General features: G+C 71.8%; 14 protein-coding genes and 1 pseudogene. 11 read left to right on the top strand and 4 right to left on the bottom strand.

Annotated elements, in window-relative coordinates; genetic code table 11:
* The first annotated feature begins 314 nt into the window (after positions 1-314).
* From AB0D93_RS23790 to AB0D93_RS23825, 8 genes and pseudogenes are all read left to right on the top strand, one after another.
* Positions 315-1,301 (top strand): hypothetical protein, encoded by a 987-nt coding sequence (locus AB0D93_RS23790; RefSeq protein ID WP_362122412.1) that lies wholly within the window; start codon positions 315-317, stop codon positions 1,299-1,301.
* Positions 1,247-1,546, top strand: coding sequence for a helix-turn-helix domain-containing protein (locus AB0D93_RS23795; protein ID WP_362122414.1), 300 nt, complete (start codon positions 1,247-1,249; stop codon positions 1,544-1,546). The genes AB0D93_RS23790 and AB0D93_RS23795 overlap by 55 nt, the downstream gene beginning before the upstream one ends.
* A gap of 615 nt (positions 1,547-2,161) precedes the next feature.
* Positions 2,162-3,259 (top strand): IS110 family transposase, encoded by a 1,098-nt coding sequence (locus AB0D93_RS23800; protein WP_362122416.1) that lies wholly within the window; start codon positions 2,162-2,164, stop codon positions 3,257-3,259.
* A 32-nt stretch (positions 3,260-3,291) separates the two neighbouring features.
* Positions 3,292-4,581: a 4-carboxymuconolactone decarboxylase gene (gene pcaC, locus AB0D93_RS23805; RefSeq protein WP_362122418.1), complete on the top strand. Its 1,290-nt coding sequence runs from the start codon at positions 3,292-3,294 to the stop codon at positions 4,579-4,581.
* A 35-nt stretch (positions 4,582-4,616) separates the two neighbouring features.
* Entirely contained in the window at positions 4,617-5,252 is a 636-nt protein-coding gene (locus AB0D93_RS23810; RefSeq protein ID WP_362122420.1) for an MBL fold metallo-hydrolase, read from the top strand.
* A gap of 35 nt (positions 5,253-5,287) precedes the next feature.
* On the top strand, positions 5,288-6,067 hold the full coding sequence (locus tag AB0D93_RS23815; protein ID WP_362122422.1) for an exodeoxyribonuclease III: 780 nt from the start codon (positions 5,288-5,290) through the stop codon (positions 6,065-6,067).
* Between the two features lie 16 nt (positions 6,068-6,083).
* A complete protein-coding gene (locus AB0D93_RS23820; RefSeq protein WP_362122424.1) occupies positions 6,084-6,503 on the top strand; it encodes a DUF6278 family protein in 420 nt (139 codons plus the stop codon).
* Between the two features lie 282 nt (positions 6,504-6,785).
* Positions 6,786-6,921: pseudogene (locus tag AB0D93_RS23825) on the top strand (amino acid ABC transporter permease); the annotation flags it as partial.
* Positions 6,922-6,994: 73 nt separating this feature from the next.
* Here the strand turns inward: AB0D93_RS23825 and AB0D93_RS23830 are convergent.
* Positions 6,995-8,563, bottom strand: coding sequence for an alpha/beta fold hydrolase (locus AB0D93_RS23830; RefSeq protein WP_362122426.1), 1,569 nt, complete (start codon positions 8,561-8,563; stop codon positions 6,995-6,997).
* Between the two features lie 108 nt (positions 8,564-8,671).
* A complete protein-coding gene (locus AB0D93_RS23835) occupies positions 8,672-9,421 on the bottom strand; it encodes a hypothetical protein (protein ID WP_362122428.1) in 750 nt (249 codons plus the stop codon).
* Between the two features lie 142 nt (positions 9,422-9,563).
* Between AB0D93_RS23835 and ggt the strand changes: the two genes are divergently transcribed.
* Positions 9,564-11,366, top strand: coding sequence for a gamma-glutamyltransferase (ggt, locus tag AB0D93_RS23840; protein WP_362122430.1), 1,803 nt, complete (start codon positions 9,564-9,566; stop codon positions 11,364-11,366).
* Between the two features lie 3 nt (positions 11,367-11,369).
* Here the strand turns inward: ggt and AB0D93_RS23845 are convergent, their stop codons facing one another.
* The gene (locus AB0D93_RS23845) at positions 11,370-13,910 is read right to left on the bottom strand and encodes an ATP-dependent Clp protease ATP-binding subunit (protein ID WP_362122432.1); all 2,541 of its coding nucleotides are present in this window, start codon (positions 13,908-13,910) and stop codon (positions 11,370-11,372) included.
* A gap of 201 nt (positions 13,911-14,111) precedes the next feature.
* A complete protein-coding gene (map, locus tag AB0D93_RS23850; RefSeq protein ID WP_362122435.1) occupies positions 14,112-14,888 on the bottom strand; it encodes a type I methionyl aminopeptidase in 777 nt (258 codons plus the stop codon).
* Between the two features lie 63 nt (positions 14,889-14,951).
* Between map and AB0D93_RS23855 the strand changes: the two genes are divergently transcribed.
* Both AB0D93_RS23855 and AB0D93_RS23860 read left to right on the top strand, forming a co-directional pair.
* Positions 14,952-15,203, top strand: a complete 252-nt coding sequence (locus tag AB0D93_RS23855) for a helix-turn-helix transcriptional regulator (protein WP_362122437.1) — start codon at positions 14,952-14,954, stop codon at positions 15,201-15,203.
* Positions 15,204-15,340: 137 nt separating this feature from the next.
* Entirely contained in the window at positions 15,341-17,332 is a 1,992-nt protein-coding gene (locus AB0D93_RS23860) for a hypothetical protein (RefSeq protein ID WP_362122438.1), read from the top strand.
* Positions 17,333-17,514: the final 182 nt, after the last annotated feature.

A 17,514-nucleotide genomic window follows, 5' to 3' on the forward strand; every position in this document is an offset into this window, starting at 1 on the left:
GAAACAGCAGCTACACGACGCCGATGCGCCCGCGGAGGCGGTGGGATTCGGCGGGTCCTGGTTGCACGGAGGTGATATGCGGTGTTTGGTCGCCGGTGCTGGTCATCGCGCTCCTCGGTCGCACATCGGCCGGCGGGGGACCGAACTCGTCCTGTTCCGCGTCGACAGTGGCCGCTGGGACCGCGTCTTTCCAGGGCGCGTCAGTGCGGGATCGAGGCGGGCTCGGTGCACTCTGCACCTTGCGCGGCAGCCGCATGGCGCGAGGCAATGTGCCCCAGAGTCCCGTTCCGCGCCTACGATGGCGGTGCATAAAGATGTTGTGGCCGAACCCGTCCGAACGGGTGTGTGAGCTGATCCGACACATCGCCGAAAGCCAGCTGCCGGTGCCGGACGAGGTCGCCGACCAGCTGTGGCGGGCCTCGCAACGAGAGACACGGCAGCGCGAGTACGTCGACGATCCCGTGCTGTCGGAAGCGGACCGGCGCCTCAACAAGGCCAACATGACCCACTGGCTGGTGTCCAACCTGCGGGAACCGGGGCGCCGGGTACCTCCGCCCAAGAGCAGCGAGATGCTGATCTTCGCCCGGGACCTTGTGCTGCGCGGGATGGACGTGAATGAGCTTGGGTCCTGGCGTGCCGCGCAGCGGGTCGGGTGGGGGTTGTGGGTGGAGCAGTGCTTCGCCGCCACCGCGGACCGCGACGAGCTGCGCGAGCTGATCGAGGTGTCCGCCAACTCGCTGACGACCTACATCGACGACTCCATCGCCGCAGTCGGAACCTATGTCGACGAAGTTCGCGGGGAGATGGGCCTCGGCGCCCAGGCGCAACGGCACACGACGGTGCAACTGCTGCTGCAGGGCGCGCGCATCAGCCGCCGCCGCGCGGAGGAGCAGCTCGGTTATCCGCTGGCCGGGCATCACGTCGCGGCGATCTTGTGGGTCGATTCCCCCGCCGATGTGCATAAGCTCGAACGGGCCGCCGAGTACGTCATGCGGATGTGCGGTGCGACCCGCCGTCTGACCTTGCCGCCGAGCACATCCGCGCTCTGGCTCTGGGCCCTGCGCACACGGCTCCGTCGACGGCCGCGGTTCTGCACGTCTTGGACAAGGCCCCTGGCGTACGCGTGGCGTTCGGCCGGCCCGGAGGCGGTCTCCCGGGTTTCCGGCAGAGTCATCTGGATGCTGCCGCCGCACAGCGCCTTCTGGCCCGGGTCGGATCGCCGTGGCAGGTCGTCCGCTACGAGGACGTGCACCTCGTCGACCTGCTCACGGCCGATCTGGGTCAGGCCGAGCGGTTCGTAGCCGGCACTCTCGGCGATCTGGCGACATCCGACCGGGTCCTGCAGCGCACGGTTCGCACCTACGTCGCCGCGGGATACAACGTTTCGAACACCGCCGACCGGTTGTTCGCCCACCGCAACACCATCGACCGGCGTCTCGCCAAGGCCCGCGCGATGCTGCCGAGGCCGCTCGACCACGATCCGACGAGTGTTTCGGTCGCGCTCATGCTGGTGGAGCTGCGACAGGACCTGCGGTCCGGTTGTTGATCGGCTGCGCGGTGCAGAACGGTGTGGTACGCACCTGCTCCCACGCACAAAATGGGTAGTCCTCACTGGTCCTGGGTGGTCAGGGCCAGTGGGCAATCCGATGCCCCGATAGCAGAGAGGTGCCGTTGGCCTGCAAGGGGGCGAGCCTCTTGGTCGTATCCGCTGCAGCCCATACCCCGCAGCGCAAGATCGCTGGGGAAGATCAACACACCAGCAAGGTCAGTAACCATGCCGAATCCGGCAAGGACCGGGCGGTCCATCATTGCCGGTCACGAATGGGCGGGGAGTCAACTCGTTCTCAGTCTGCTCCGGCCGCGTTGGGCACTGGTTCGGGCGAAGCCATCCGACTGTGGTCGGGAGGGGCCGAGGCGCCGGGGTCGATGGGACGGTTGCGCGAGCCGTCCCTAGACGGGGGTCTGACTCATGAGATCTATGACCGACGTGTCCAGTCACGGACCTGTCGACTGCCGTTGCGGGATGCTGCCTGCCGCCGAGCCACAGGGCGTGTCCCCATAGGGGCCTTGCCGATGATCAGGCGCCATCACGGTTCAGACCGCCCGAGCAGCCCGGTGCCATCCATCCAGCAGTACGTCACCACCTGGGAGGCGAATTATCATGCCGAGCCGACAGCGCAGCACCTCTTCGAGCACGGATCCTCCGGTTCGGCGTGAGGTCGTCCTGGGCGTGGACACGCACGGCGAGGTGCATGTCGCCGCCGTGGTCTCCCCGCTCGGGAAGATCTTGGGGACCGAGTCCTTTCCGGCGACGGCGGCCGGCTACCGGCAGCTGCTGGTGTGGGCCCGTAAGCGGGGGACGGTGCGTCGAGCGGGGGTGGAGGGCACCGGCACCTTCGGAGCGGGCCTGTCCCGCTACCTGCTGGCGCAGCAGGTCGAGGTATATGAGGTGAACCGGCCCGACCGCTCGGCCCGCCGGCTGCTGGGGAAGTCGGACCCCCTCGACGCACAGGCCGCCGCGCGGGCCGTGCTCAGTGGCCGGGCCCGAGCCCGGGCCAAGTCCGGCGACGGTCCGGTGCATAGTGCCCGGTTATTCAAGCTCGCCAAGGACTCCGCGGTCAAGGCCCGCACCCAGGCGATCAACCAGCTCAAGGCCGTCCTGGTCATAGCCGATCCCGCCCTGCGGGAACGGCTGTCGAGCCTCGGCAACGCCGAGCTGTTCCGCACCTGCGCGCGCCTCGGCCTACCCGACGGTGGGGTAGACGAGGACCCGGTGGCCCAGGCCACCCACCTGACGTTGCGCATGCTCGCCGAGCGCATCGAACAGCTCACCGCTCAGATCGACGAGCTGAACCAGCGCCTGACCCGGCTCGTGGAACGCCACGCCCCGCAGTTACTCGAACCGGTGGGCATCGGTCCGGACAGCGCCGTCACTCTCCTGATCACCATGGGAGACAACCCCGAGCGACTGAACACCGAGGCGTCCTTTGCTGCCCTTTGCGGAGTCAGCCCCATCGAGTACTCCTCCGGTCGTCGGAGCACGCGTCGGCTCAATTACGGCGGCGACCGGCAGGCGAACGCGGCCCTGCACCGCATCGTGTTCACCCGCCTGCGCCACGACCCGCGCACTCAGGCGTACTACGAGCGCCGTACTCAGGAGGGCAAGACCCGACTCGAGATCATCCGATGCCTCAAGCGGTATGCCGCCCGCGAGGTCTTCAACCTGGTCAGACCGGTTTCCCGCGCCCCCGCGTTATAAGGGCGTCCGTGAGACGTGAGAGGGTCTGGGGCGTGAGTGAGACACCACCGAACACCCTGCAATACCGCTTTGACGGGCCAGAAGACGCTCCGGTCCTGATCTTGGGTCCCTCACTGGGTACCACATGGCACATGTGGGACCGCCAGGTGCCGGAGCTGACCAAGCAGTGGCGCGTCTTCCGCTTCGATCTGCCGGGCCACGGCGGCGCGCCGGCCCACCCGGCCGGTTCCGTTGCCGAGCTGGCCACCCGGCTGCTGGCCACGCTGGACTCGCTCGGGGTGCAGCGCTTCGGCTACGCCGGCTGCGCGCTGGGCGGCGCGGTCGGTATCGAGCTGGCCCTGCGCCACCCCGAGCGGCTCGCCTCGCTGGCGCTGGTCGCGGCCTCGCCGCGGTTCGGGACCGCCGACGAGTTCCGCCAGCGCGGGGTGATCGTCCGCACCAACGGGCTCGACCCGATCGCCCGGACCTCGCCGGAGCGCTGGTTCACCGGCGGGTTCGCCGCGGCCCAGCCGGCGATCACCGAGTGGGCGGTGCAGATGGTCCGCACCACCGACCCGGGCTGCTACATCGCCTCCTGCGAGGCGCTCGCCGCGTTCGACGTACGGTCCGAGCTGGGCCGCGTCGGCGCGCCGACGCTCGTGCTCGTCGGCTCCGACGACCGGGTCACCGGGCCCGCCGAGGCCCGCACCCTGGTCGCGGGCATCCCGGACGCCCGGCTCGCGGTCGTACCCGGCGCCTCCCACCTGGTCCCGGTCGAACAGCCGGCGGCCGTCACCGACCTGCTGGTCCACCACTTCTCCACCGCCTGGCAGCAGCCGTACGACACCGGCCAGACCGCGCTGCCGGCCGCCCCGGTCAACCCGGCCATCGCCGCGGCGCCGCACGCCACGCCGATCGCCGAGATAGCCCCGGCCGCCGTACCCCCACAGCCGGCCGCACGGGCCGACCGGTACGAGACCGGGCTGAAGATCCGCCGGGAGGTGCTCGGCGACGCGCACGTGGACCGGGCGCTGGCGCAGGCCGACGGGTTCTCCGGAGAGTTCGAGGACTTCGTCACCCGCTACGCCTGGGGCGAGGTCTGGGACCGGCCGGGCCTGGACCGCCGTACCCGCAGCTGCGTCACGCTGACCGCGCTGGTCGCGGGCGGCCACCTGGAGGAGCTGGCCTTCCACACCCGTGCCGCCCTGCGCAACGGGCTCACCCCGGACGAGATCAAGGAGGTGCTGCTCCAGACGGCCGTGTACTGCGGGGTTCCGGCCGCGAACAGCGCGTTCCGGGTGGCCCGGCAGGTCATCCAGGAGGAGACCACGCCCGCCGAGTGAGCCCGGCCTCCCCGTCCAGGGCAGGATGGGGAGACATGAAGCTCACGAAGAAGTCCCACGCCTGCGTCCGCCTCGACAAGGACGGTCAGACGCTCGTCATCGACCCCGGTGGGTTCAGCGAGGAGGACGCCGCGCTCGGCGCGGACGCCATCCTGATCACGCACGAGCACCCGGACCACTTCGACGAGTTCCGGCTCCGGGCCGCCATGGAGAACAACCCGACGGCCCGGATCTGGACGCTGAAGTCCGTCGCCGAGCGGATCGCGGCGGCCTTCCCGGGCCGGGTGCACACCGTCGGCCACGGCGACACCTTCACCGCGGCCGGCTTCGAGGTGCAGGTCCACGGCGAGCTGCACGCGGTGATCCACCCGGACATCCCGCGGATCACCAACGTCGGCTACCTGATCGACGGCGGCAGGGTCTTCCACCCCGGCGACGCCCTCACCGTCCCCGACCACCCGGTGGAGACGCTGATGCTGCCGGTGATGGCCCCGTGGAACAAGATCTCCGAGGTGATCGACTACGTCCGCGAGGTGCGGCCGCAGCGCGCCTACGACGTCCACGACGCCCTGCTGACCGACCTGGCCCGCCCGATCTACGACCGCCAGATCGGCGCCCTGGGCGGCACCGACCACCAGCGGCTGACGCCGGGGGCCTCGACGGAGGTCTGAGCCGGTTGTCAGAGGCTCCGGGTAGGTTGTGAGGCATGCGCATCGCCACCTGGAACGTGAACTCGATCACCGCCCGCCTCCCGCGGCTGCTGGCCTGGCTGGAGAGCAGCGGCACCGACGTGCTGTGCCTGCAGGAGGCCAAGGTCGCCGAGGAGCAGTTTCCGTTCGACCAGCTGCGCGAGCTGGGCTACGAGGCGGCGGTCCACGCGACCGGCCGGTGGAACGGCGTGGCGGTGCTCTCCCGCGTCGGCATCGAGGACGTCGTCAAGGGCCTGCCCGCCGACCCCGGGTTCGACGGTGTGACCGAGCCGCGCGCCATCTCGGCGACCTGCGGCCCGGTTCGCGTCTGGTCGGTGTACGTCCCCAACGGCCGCGAGGTGGAGCACCCGCACTACGCGTACAAGCTCCAGTGGTTCGAGGCCCTGAAGGCCGCCGTCGCCGGTGACGCGGGCGGCAGCCGCCCGTTCGCGGTGATGGGGGACTACAACGTGGCGCCGACCGACGACGACGTCTACGACCGGGCCGCCTTCGAGGGCTCCACCCACGTCACCCCCGCCGAGCGCGCCGCCCTCGCCTCCCTGCGCGAGGCCGGCCTGGACGACGTGGTGCCGCGCCCCCTGAAGTACGACCAGCCGTTCACGTACTGGGACTACCGCCAGCTCTGCTTCCCGAAGAACCGCGGCATGCGCATCGACCTGGTGTACGGCAACGCCCCGTTCGCCAAATCCGTCAAGGACGCCTACGTCGACCGGGAGGAGCGCAAGGGCAAGGGCGCCTCCGATCACGCTCCGGTGGTGGTCGACCTCGAGGTCTGATGCCACGCTTGAGTCCATGAACCTTCCGTTCCTGGGCCACCGGCACAAGAAGGACGGCGAAGCGGCACCGCCGTCGGACCCGGAGTCGGTCGCCGCGCTGCTGTCCGAGTGCGAACTGCTCCGTTCGCAGGCGGCCGGGGCGGGCGTCCGCCTCGACGACACCCCGGCCTCCCTGGAGGCCCTGGACCAGCTCGTCCCGCGCTGGCGCGACGACGCCGAGACCCTGCCCTGGCTGGGCCATGACGCGGGGCTGTATCTGGGCACGGTCGTCGTGCGCACCGTGCCCGGCGCCGCCTGGCTGATCCGCCCGGACGGCGAGCCCGTCGTGCGGCTGGCCTCCGGCCGTGAGGTGGAGGTCGCGGGCGCCGGGCAGGACTGGGCCGCGAGCGGTGTCCCCGAGCTCTCCCAGCTGTACGCGGAGATCGCCGAGACCTGAGCCTCCCCGACACCTGTGCGGTAAATACGGCTAATGCGGGTGAGTGCGTGTCGTCACTGAACTCGGCTGCCGTCCGGATAGTTTGCGGCGACCACGACACGGCTGAGAGCGAGTAGGGCTGCGTATGGCCGCCGATCCGTTGATCGAGCCGCACCACGTGAACCAGTGCAGGAAGAGCGAGTTCTCCGGCGGCCTGCGGTCGGCGGTACCCCTAGGCCCTTAAGTATCTGCGCGTCGCCACCGGCCAGTTGACGTTTCCTCCAGGCCGACGGGGCCGACACCGCCAACCTCGACTACGATTTGCCGTTCATCCCTGTGGTGACGGCGCCTTCGCCGATCGGCATCGGGATGCAGCCCCAGAACCGGGGCCGCGGCTCCCGCCACGGCCGGTCCTGGGGCGCTGCTGCCGGGTGGGGAGCCCCCGATAGCCCCGAAACCCCAGGGGGGCGGCAGTCGTCAACGGGCCAGGCTCGTCCGGCGGCAGCCGGAGATCACTGCTCGCCGAGCGGGACGGACACGTACGACGGGTCGTCCGGGGGCGAGGAGAAGGTCAGCTGCGCGCCGGACGGGTTGTGCTCGATGTACAGCGGGTCGACCGTGTCGACCACCAGCGCGAGGCGGTGCCCGGCGGGTACGTCGTAGGCCGTGGAGAACAGGTCCAGGTCGACGTCGAACGGCTCGCCGGGTGTCCGCCCGTGCCAGGTGTACGGCGCGTGCGTGACCAGCTTGCCGATACCGAGCGGTCCCACGTCGTACAGGTAGGCGACGAGGGTGCCGCTCTCCGCGGTCGGGGTCAGCGTGGTGTGCAGGGACGCCGTGCCGCGCACGTGCTGGGCGGTGCCGTACCGCTCCGACTGCCACACGGCGGCCCAACGGCGCGGCAGCAGCGGGATGGAGGCCATGGGCGGCACCTGGGCCACCTGGTCCAGGATGCTGGAGAGGAACACGACGCCGCCGTCCGCGCCCGAGTCGACGTTGGCGTGGATGGTCGTGGAGCCGCCGAGCGCGATCTTCCTGCGGGTCGCGGCGATCGACTTCCAGTCCGGGTAGCCCTCGTATCCCCCCGCGCTACGGGACTTCAGCTGGACCGGCTGCTCGCGGTCGATGCCGTTGTCGGCACCCTTGAGGTAGTGGTCGAACCAGCGCTCGGTGTCCGTCCAGACGTCGTTGGGCAGCCCGAACAGGCCGGTGAGCTCGGCTGTCGCGTGGTCGCCCGGGCGCAGCTCCAGCCGCTTGGGCACTTTCAACTTCTCGTAGAAATCGGCGTACTGGTTGACCGGGAAGATCGTGTCGCCCCAGGCGTTGGCGAGCATCAGGGCAGCGCCGTTGCTGTTCAGCTGGTCGAGATAGGTGGCGGCGGAGCGTTTCCTTCCCCAGTCGATCATCTCCTGTTCCTTCGACAGGTTCGAGGAGTACAGGTTGTCGAAGATCTCCCGGAGTTCGGGGCTCTCCCGGCCGGTCAGGGTCGCCGCGCCGTCGAGCACGGCCGCCGCCTGCACGTGCTGGGTGCGGCCCGAGTAGATCGAGTCGATCAGGTCCGCCCAGCCGCTGAGCGCGGCGACCGCCTTGATGCGCTTGTCGTGCGCGGCGGCGAGCAGGCTGATGCCCGCGCCGTACGACACCCCGGCCATGCCGACGTGCGCCGGATCGGCCGGAGTGTTCGCGAGGGCCCAGTCGATGACCTTGGAGGCGTCCGCTATGTCCGGCGGACCGGCCACTTCTATCTGGCCGCCCGACTGCCAGAAGCCGCGCACGTTGTAGGTGAGCACCACATAGCCGGCGTCCGCGAACTTCTGGGCCTGGGCGAGGTACTCCACCTGGGGCAGCGACCAGCTCGTGGGCAGCACGACGAGCGGGTAGCGGTGCGTGCCGTCGGCGCCCGCGGGTGTGACGACGTTCGCCTTCAGCGGGGTGCCGCCGTCGCCGGTGATGTCGACGAACCGGACGGACGGGGCGGTGGCCTGGGCGGCGGGCGCCAGGCCGACGACGGTGCCGGCGACGAGTGCCGCCGAGACGGTTCCGGCGGCTGCGGTGCGCAGGGTGGCGCGACCGTGTCCCATGGGTCACTCCTTCAACTGTTCCAGTGAAAAGTAACCCGACGGTAACCGGACGCCCTTACCGCAAGTAACCCGTCGGTAAGTTACGTACCAGTAAAGGTTGTTGACGCGCTAGGCGGCTGTGTCGGCGGAGGCCGCCTCGGGCAGGGGCGTCCGCGCGGCCCGCGTCACGTCCGCCACCAGCTCGACCACATCCGGGCCGTACGCCTGTGAGTTGACCACCTTCAGCAGCAGGACGAAGGAACCGGTGCCGTACTTGCGGTGCAGCCGCTCGTGATGGCGGGCGAGGTAGCGGGTGGCGGCCTGGTTGGTGATCGCCCGCTGGCCGCAGAACAGGAACACCGGGCGGCCGGCGTCGTGCCCGTCCGCGGTGAGCCGGGCCAGCAGGACGTACTCGCTGCGGCCGCCCTCCATGCGGTAGTGCTCGCCGCCGATCCGGAAGGCGCCGGTCTCCGGGCCGGCGTCGGTCTCGACGTTCATCCACACCCCCGGCAGCAGCGAGGAGAGGTGGGCCGCCATGCGGCGGTTCGAGTAGGGGCCGCCGACGCAGAACTCCGTCCGCTCGCCGAACCCCTGCTGGGTGGCGTCGTGCGCCACGACCTGGGCGTGCGCGTTGCAGTCCTTGATGAGGGCGGAGAGTTCCAGCAGGGCGAACACGTCGTACCGCATCACCGACAGGTCCGGGCCGCCCGCGTTGCGGTTGACCACCAACAGCGACTCCGAGTTGTCCGGCAGCCCGAAGAACGCCTGCTTGCGCCGCAGCTTGCGGCGCCACAGATACGTACGGGCCATCCAGCCCAGCGAGGCGGATATCCCGGTGGCCACCAGGCCCAGGACGATGTTGCGCACGTCGTCGTTCATGGCCGCGCATGGTAGCGGGCCCGGGCGACGGCTACGTACCCGTGTTCGACGCGTGACGTTCGTGTGGCGGTGCACCGAGGCGTACTGTCGGTACTACGACGATCTGGTTACGCTGCGCGGACTGTCCCGACGGGAGGTTCGGATGGGTCGTCCTGGCACGCGGAAACTGGCGGTTCTGGCGGTCTCGGCCGCCATGGTGTCGGTGGGGGCGGCAGCGCCACCCGCCGCGACAACGAACGAGACTCCCACGAAGGTTCCGGTGGCCGTCGGATACGGCGGTGCCGTCTCCAGCGTCGACGCGGACGCCTCCGCCGCCGGCATCGACGTCCTCAGACACGGCGGCAACGCGGTCGACGCGGCCGTCGCCACCGCCGCCGCGCTCGGCGTCACCGAGCCCTACTCGGCCGGCATCGGCGGAGGCGGCTACTTCGTCTACTACGACGCCAGGACGCGCACGGTGCACACCATCGACGGCCGCGAGACGGCGCCGCTCAGCGCCGACTCCGACCTGTTCGTCGAAAACGGCAAGCCCCTCGCCTTCGCCGACGCCGTCAGCAGCGGCCTGAGCGTCGGCACCCCGGGCACGCCCGCGACCTGGCAGAAGGCGCTGGACGAGTGGGGCAGCGAACGGCTCGGCAGCGTCCTGAAGCCGGCTGAGCGGATCGCCCGCGACGGGTTCACGGTCGACGACACCTTCCGTTCGCAGACCGCCTCCAACGAAACCCGGTTCCGCTACTTCCCCGACACCGCGAAGCTGTTCCTGCCGAACGGACAGCTGCCCGTCGTCGGCTCCCGGCTCAAGAACCCCGAACTGGCCCGCACCTACGAGGAGCTGGGCCGCAAGGGCATCGACGCCGTCTACCGCGGGGACATCGGCGACGACATCGTGAACACGGTCGAACACCCGCCCGTGAACCCCGCCTCCGGCTGGAACGCCCGCCCCGGCAAGCTGGCCGAGAAGGACCTCGCCGTCTACCGGGCCAAGCTCCAGGCGCCCACCAGGACGTCGTACCGCGGGCTGGACGTGTACTCCATCGCGCCCTCCTCCTCCGGCGGCACCACCGTCGGCGAGGCGCTCAACATCCTGGAGAACACCGACCTTTCGCAGGCGAGCGAGGCGCAGTACCTGCACCACTTCATCGAGGCGAGCCGGATCGCCTTCGCCGACCGCGGGCGCTGGGTCGGCGACCCGGCCTTCGAGGACGTACCGACCAAGCAGTTGCTGTCGCAGGAGTACGCCGACTCGCGCGCGTGCCTGATCAAGGACGACGCGGTCCTCACCAGCCCGCTCGCCCCCGGCGACCCGCGCCACCCCGCCGCCTGCGGCAAGGGCGGTACGGCGGCCCCGACCACGTACGAGGGCGAGAACACCACGCATCTGACCGTGGCCGACAAGTGGGGCAACGTCGTCTCCTACACGCTCACCATCGAGCAGACCGGCGGCAGCGGCATGACCGTGCCCGGCCGGGGTTTCCTGCTCAACAACGAGCTGACCGACTTCTCCTTCAGCCCCGCCAACCCGGCCGTGCACGACCCGAACCTGCCCGGTCCGGGCAAGCGGCCCCGCTCCTCGATCTCCCCGATGATCGTCCTGGACCGGCACAACCGGCCGGTCGTGGCGCTCGGTTCGCCGGGCGGCGCGACCATCATCACCACCGTGCTGCAGACCCTCACCGAGTTCCTCGACCGGCACCTGCCCCTGGTCGACGCCATCGCCGCACCGCGCGCCAGCCAGCGCAACGCGGCCAGAACCGAACTCGAACCCGCCCTCTACAACGGCGACCTGAGGAAACAGCTGGAGGCCATCGGGCACTCCTTCTCGCTCAACCCCGAGATCGGCGCGGCGACCGGCGTGCAGCGGCTGCCGGGCGGCAAGTGGCTGGCCGCCGCCGAGAAGGTACGGCGCGGCGGCGGCTCGGCGATGGTCGTGGACCCGGCGCCGTAGAGGTCACAACTCCGGTACGGGCGGCTGGGTCTCCCCGGTGCGGAAGTCCAGTCGTCCGTCCCGCACGTCCACCGTCACCCGGCTGCCCTCGGAGATGGTGCCGTTCAGCAGCAGCCGGGACAGCTGGTTGTCCACCTCCCGCTGAATCGTGCGGCGCAGTGGCCGGGCACCGTACTCCGGCTGGTAGCCGCGCTCGGCGAGCCAGTCCACGGCCGCGTCCGTGAAAGCGACCGTGACGCCCTGCCCGTCCACCAGCCGCCGGGTGCCCTCCAGCAACAGGTCGGTGATCTGCCGCAGTTGCTCGCTCGTCAGCTGGCGGAAGACCACGATCTCGTCGATGCGGTTGAGGAACTCCGGGCGGAAGTGCTCGCGCAGCGGCCTGAGGATCTGCTCGCGCCGCGCCTCCTCGTCGGCCTCCGCGCCGCCCGGCCCGAACCCGATCCCGGCGCCGCGCCGGGTGATCGCCTCGGAGCCCAGGTTGCTGGTCATCACGATGACCGTGTTGGTGAAGTCCACCGTCCGGCCCTGGGAGTCGGTCAGCCGGCCGTCGTCCAGGACCTGGAGCAGGATGTTGAAGACGTCCGGGTGCGCCTTCTCCACCTCGTCGAGCAGCAGCAGCGAGTACGGGTGCCGGCGCACTACCTCGGTGAGCTGCCCGGCCTCCTCGTGGCCCACGTACCCGGGCGGGGCGCCGACCAGCCGGGAGACGGTGTGCCGCTCCTGGTACTCGCTCATGTCCAGCCGGACCATCCGGTCCTCGCTGCCGAACAGCGCCTCGGCGAGCGCCCGGGCCAGCTCGGTCTTGCCGACGCCGGTCGGGCCGAGGAACAGGAAGCTGCCGATCGGCCGGTGCGGGCTCGCGAGCCCCGCGCGGGACCGCAGCACGGCCTCCGAGACCACGGCGACGGCCTCCTCCTGGCCGACGACCCGCTCGTGCAGGTGTTCCTCCAGGCCGAGCAGCCGTTCCTTCTCCTCCTGGGTCAGCCGGCTGACCGGGATGCCGGTCTGCCGGGAGACCACCTCGGCGACGGCCTCCGCCGTCACCTCCAGGTCCAGGCCCTCGTCGGCCTTGTCGTCGCCGCTCGCCTCGGCGATCCGCTGCTTCAGCTCGCCGATCCGGTCGCGCAGCTCCTTGGCCTTGTCGTAGTCCTCGGCGGCGACCGCCTGGTCCTTGTCCCGGACCAGCTGCTCGCTCTCGCGCTCCATCGCGCGCACGTCCGTGCCCTTGGTCCGCGCGCCGAGCCGTACCCGAGCCCCGGCCTGGTCGATCAGGTCGATGGCCTTGTCCGGCAGCCGCCGGTCGGTGAGATACCGGTCGGACAGCTCCACGGCCGCGACCAGCGCCTCGTCGGTGTAGCGGACCTGGTGGTGGGCCTCGTACCGGTCCCGCAGGCCGCGCAGGATCTCGATGGTGTCCTCGACCGTCGGCTCGGGCACCAGGATCGGCTGGAACCGGCGGGCCAGCGCCGCGTCCTTCTCGATCCGGCGGAACTCCTCCAGCGTGGTCGCGCCCACGATGTGCAGCTCGCCGCGGGCCAGGGCGGGCTTGAGGATGTTGCCGGCGTCCATCGCGCCGCCCTCGCCGCCGGAGCCCGCGCCCACCACGGTGTGCAGCTCGTCGATGAACACGATCAGCCGATCGGAGTGGGCGCGGATCTCCTCCACGATGTTGTTCAGCCGCTCCTCGAAGTCGCCCCGGTAGCGGGTGCCGGCGACGACGCCCGTCAGGTCCAGGGCCACGACGCGGCGGCACGCCAGCACGTCGGGCACGTCGCCGTCGGCGATGCGCTGGGCGAGGCCCTCGACGATGGCCGTCTTGCCGACGCCCGCGTCCCCGATGAGAACGGGGTTGTTCTTGCCCCGCCGGGACAGCACCTCGATGGTCTGCTCGATCTCGGTGTCCCGGCCGATGACCGGGTCGATCCGGCCCTGCCGGGCCAGCTCGGTCAGGTCACGGCCGTACTTGTCCAGCGTGGGCGTGCCGGTGGCGCGCGGCCGTTCCTGGCGGGTCTGGGTGCTCTCCGGAGCCTCCGGCGGCAGGGAGCCGGCCGAGAACCGGGCCGCGTGCAGGATGTGGCCCGCCGCCGAGTCCGGGTTGGCGGCCAACGCGCTCAGCACGTGCTCCGGGCCGATGTACCCGGCCCCGCTCGACCGCGCCATGTCGTGCGCGTCCAGCAGGGCGCGCTTGACGGCCGGGGTGAGCGACAGCGAGGTCGGCGGCGGCGCCTCGCCCGGCGCGTGCTGGACCGGGCCGGCCCGGTCGTCGATCTCCGAGGCGAGCGAGTCGGGGTCCGCGCCCGCCCGGGTCAGCAGGCTCCGGGTGGGCTCGGCCGCCACCGCGGCGCGCAGCAGGTGCTGGGTGTCCAGATCCCGGCTGCCGTGCTCCGCGGCGTACAGGGCGGCCCCTCTGACCAGCTCACGGGCCGGCTGACTGAGCAGGCGGCCGATGTCGATGTGGCGAGGCCCTTGACCTCCGCTCGGGGGGCCGCCGAAAAAGCGGGCCATGAACTCGCCGAAGGGGTCAGGAGGGTAGCCGTTGGTCATGGCGATGCGCATCCTTCGCTGACGACTGGCTCCGCCGGGTAACCGGGTGGCGGCTGTTCATGCCCACGATGACACGAACCCGTGGGGGTGGCATGTTCGCCCGAGGAGCCGGGGCCCGCTGTCCGTCGGCGCGTGCGGGCCGCCCGTGGTTGCTCGCGCCCACGCGGCCCGGCCGCATGTCAGTACGGCCTCGCGGATCCTTCAGGCGGGCACTCGTGCCGTCAGGATCCGGGGGCCGTTCTCCGTGATCGCCACGGTGTGTTCGACGTGGGCCGCGCGGGAGCCGTCGGACGTGCGCAGGGTCCAGCCGTCGCCCGCCTCGTGGTACGCGTCCTTGCCGCTCGCGATGAGCATGGGCTCGATGGCCAGGACCATGCCGGGGCGCAGCGGGAGTCCCCGGCCGGGGCGGCCTTCGTTCGGGACGTCGGGGTCCTCGTGCATCCGGCGGCCCACGCCGTGACCGCCGAAGCCCTGGGGAACGCCGTAGCCGGCCGTACGGCAGACCCGGCCGACGGCGTGCGCGATGTCGCCGATGCGGTTGCCGACGACGGCCGCCGCGATGCCCGCCGCCAGCGCCCGCTCGGCCGCCTCGATCAGGCGCAGGTCCTCCGTGCGCGGGCGGCCCACGGTGAAGCTGATCGCCGAGTCGCCGGCCCAGCCGTCCAGGGTGGCCCCGCAGTCGATCGAGACCAGGTCACCGTCGCGCAGGCGGTACCGGGTGGGGATGCCGTGCACGATCGCGTCGTTCACGGAGGCGCAGATCACCGCGGGGAAGGGGGTCGGGGCGAAGGAGGGGCGGTAGCCGAGGAACGGCGAGGAGGCCCCGGCCTCGCGCAGCACCTGCCGTGCCACCTCGTCCAGCTCCAGCAGGGAGACGCCGACGTCGGCGGCCCGGCGTACGGCCGTCAGGGCTTGTGCGACGACCTGGCCGGCGGCGTGCATCGCGTCGATCGAAGTGTCCGTCTTCAGTTCCACCATGCCAATTACTATACCGGTATTTTAATGGGGGCGGGAGCGGGAGGCCGGTATTAGAATGGGGGAATGGTGCGCACCCCTCTCACCCCCGAAGAGCGTGAACGCGGCGAGCGGCTCGGACGGCTGCTGCGCGAGGCGCGCGGCGGCCGGAGCATGACCGAGGTCGCGGCGCGGGCGGGCATCTCCGCCGAGACGCTCCGCAAGATCGAGACGGGGCGGGCGCCGACCCCCGCGTTCTTCACCGTGGCCGCACTGGCCGGGGTCCTCGGGCTGTCGATGGACGAGCTGGTCGCGCGATGTGCGCTCGTGACCGTGTGAGGGTCCGGGTCCGCGCAGCGGGCGGGAGCCCGCGCTGAGCTGTCCGCGCACTGCCGGAAAACTCTGCGTAGCAGCGCCGTAACACGACTGGTGTTGCCTACCGGCGAGAGTGCCGGCGGCCGGGCGGGAGCTGAGCGATGGCGGTGGATCAACTCCCTGACGGGGTGCGGAGGTTCGCCAACTACCTGGACGGTCTGCTGGGCCGCCTGGACCAGGGCGGAGGCTGGAGCGGGGTCTTCTGGCAGCGTGACCCCGACGGCATGCGCGCTTGTCTGGACGGTCGTGAGGTGCCGCCGTGGGACGTGGTGCAGGCGCTGCTGGAGGATCTCGCCGCGGCATACGGCCCCGCCGCCGCCGGGGCCGAGCGGGAACGGGCCCGTGCCCTGTACCGCGCCGCGCTCACGGCCTACGACGCCCGGCCCGGCGCGCGGGACACCCTGCTCGACCGCCTCGACGTCATGCTCCGCGAACAGCGTTACGCCGCCGAGCGCCAGGCCGAACTGACCCGCCTGCTGTCCACGCCGTCCTCCGCCGAAGAGGCCGGGTCCCTCCACCTCGACCTCGCCTGGGCCCAGGACGACCACGACCGCGCCACCGCGAGGTGCGCCGAACTCCGGGCCCGTTTGACGGAGTTGGACCGCAGTGGGGCGGCGCGTGCGGACGGGCTGCGGCCCGGGGGTGAACCCGCGTCGCAGGGTGCCGGGGGTGAGGTTCTGGAGGCGTCGGGGCGGGGGTACGGGGCGTTCGCCGAGGCGTCGGGGCCGGGGTACGGGGTGTTCGCCGAGGCGTCGGCGGCCTCGCGGCACACGGGCCGCGATCGCGCCCAGCTCCCGCCGGAGTCCGCGCCCCACCGCACCGTTCCGCGCGGCGAGCCCACGAGCCGCCGGCAGGCCGACCCGAAGCGCCGGCCTGCCGGCCCCGTCTCCGAAGCGCCTCACGCTCGGGCTCCACATCCGGTGACACCCACCCCTGCCCCCGCGCCTCCCCCGGGCGCCGACCCGGCTGCACAAGCGTTTCCGTCGGCTTCCGGCGCCACTGGGGCGTCTCAAGCCGGCTCGGCGTCTCCGGGTGTCGATGGGGCTGCGCAAGCGTTTCCGTCGGCTTTTCGTGGCTCCCGGGACTTCCAGGTCGGCTCGGCGTCTCCGGGTGCCGATGGGGCTGTGCAAGCGTTTCCGTCGGCTTCCGGCGGCACCCCGGCCGCCCAAGCCGCCCCGCCCTCTCCTGACGGCGTCCCGGATGCCCACGCCCCCGCGTCCCCACGCGACGCCGGTCGGGGTGCGGAGGCCGGCTCGCCTCCCCTCCGCGCACCGCACGTCCCACAGGCCACCGCACCCCCCGGCTCCCGCACCCTGCCGGGCGAGCACCAGGCCTCGGCCCCGCTCACCTCGCCCCCTGAGCCCGCCCCGCCCGCCAAGCCCCGTAAGCGGCGTCGTGGGAGCGCCCGGTTCGCCGGGATGGTGGACGACGTGGCCGGTCCCTCCCTCGGCGCGCCACCGGCTGTGCCCGAGGCTCCGGCGCGGCGTACACCGCGGGGGGCGCGGTTCGCCGGGGCGGCGGAGGCCGCCGAACCCGCGGCGGCCCCGGCCGAGGTGGCGGACGCCGAGGCGGGGACCGCGGCCGAGGAGGCCGTGGAGCAGCTCGCGCGGCTCCGGGGGGAGGGGCGCAGCGGGGAGGCCCACGTCCTGCTCGTCGAGGTCGTGCAGTGGCCCGCCGGGCGTTTCCCGGCGCTCGCGGACGCGCTGCACCGCGCCGGGCTCGGCGCCGACTGGGCGACGCTGCTGTGGGAGGCCGCCTCGCTGCCCGCGGAGCGGCTGGTCGCCGTCGCCGCCGCGCTGGCCGCCGCCGGACGGGACGCCGACGGGCAGCAGTTGTTGCGGCAGGGCGTGGCCCGCCCGGCGGAGCAGATCGGCGCGGCCGTGCTGCGGCTGGAGGGCGCGGGCCACGGCCGGGAGGCGGCCGCGCTGCTCGACGCCTGCGTGCGGGTTCGTACGGCGGAGGAGGCCGCCCGGAGTGTCGCGCCCGACCCGCGCCGGCTCGTGCCGCTGCTGCTCCGGGCCGCGCGGGCCGTCTCCGACGAGCGCCACTGGGACCTCGTCCACGCGCTGCGGGTGGCCGGACACGCGACGTGACCGACGTGGCGGCGCATCGTCCCGGTATGCTCCGGTTCACCCCTTCGAGCGGTCCCTTCGCTCACCCACGGGGGTGTGAAACGTGATCGACTCCGCGGGTTGACGACGATGGTCTTGGCAAGGGCCTCCCGGAGGCTTACTTTCGTCCCTCTACGCCGTGCTCTACGGGCGTAGAGGCCCTG

It is taken from the genome of Streptomyces sp. NPDC048191, assembly GCF_040652655.1.
Lineage (GTDB): Bacteria > Actinomycetota > Actinomycetes > Streptomycetales > Streptomycetaceae > Streptomyces.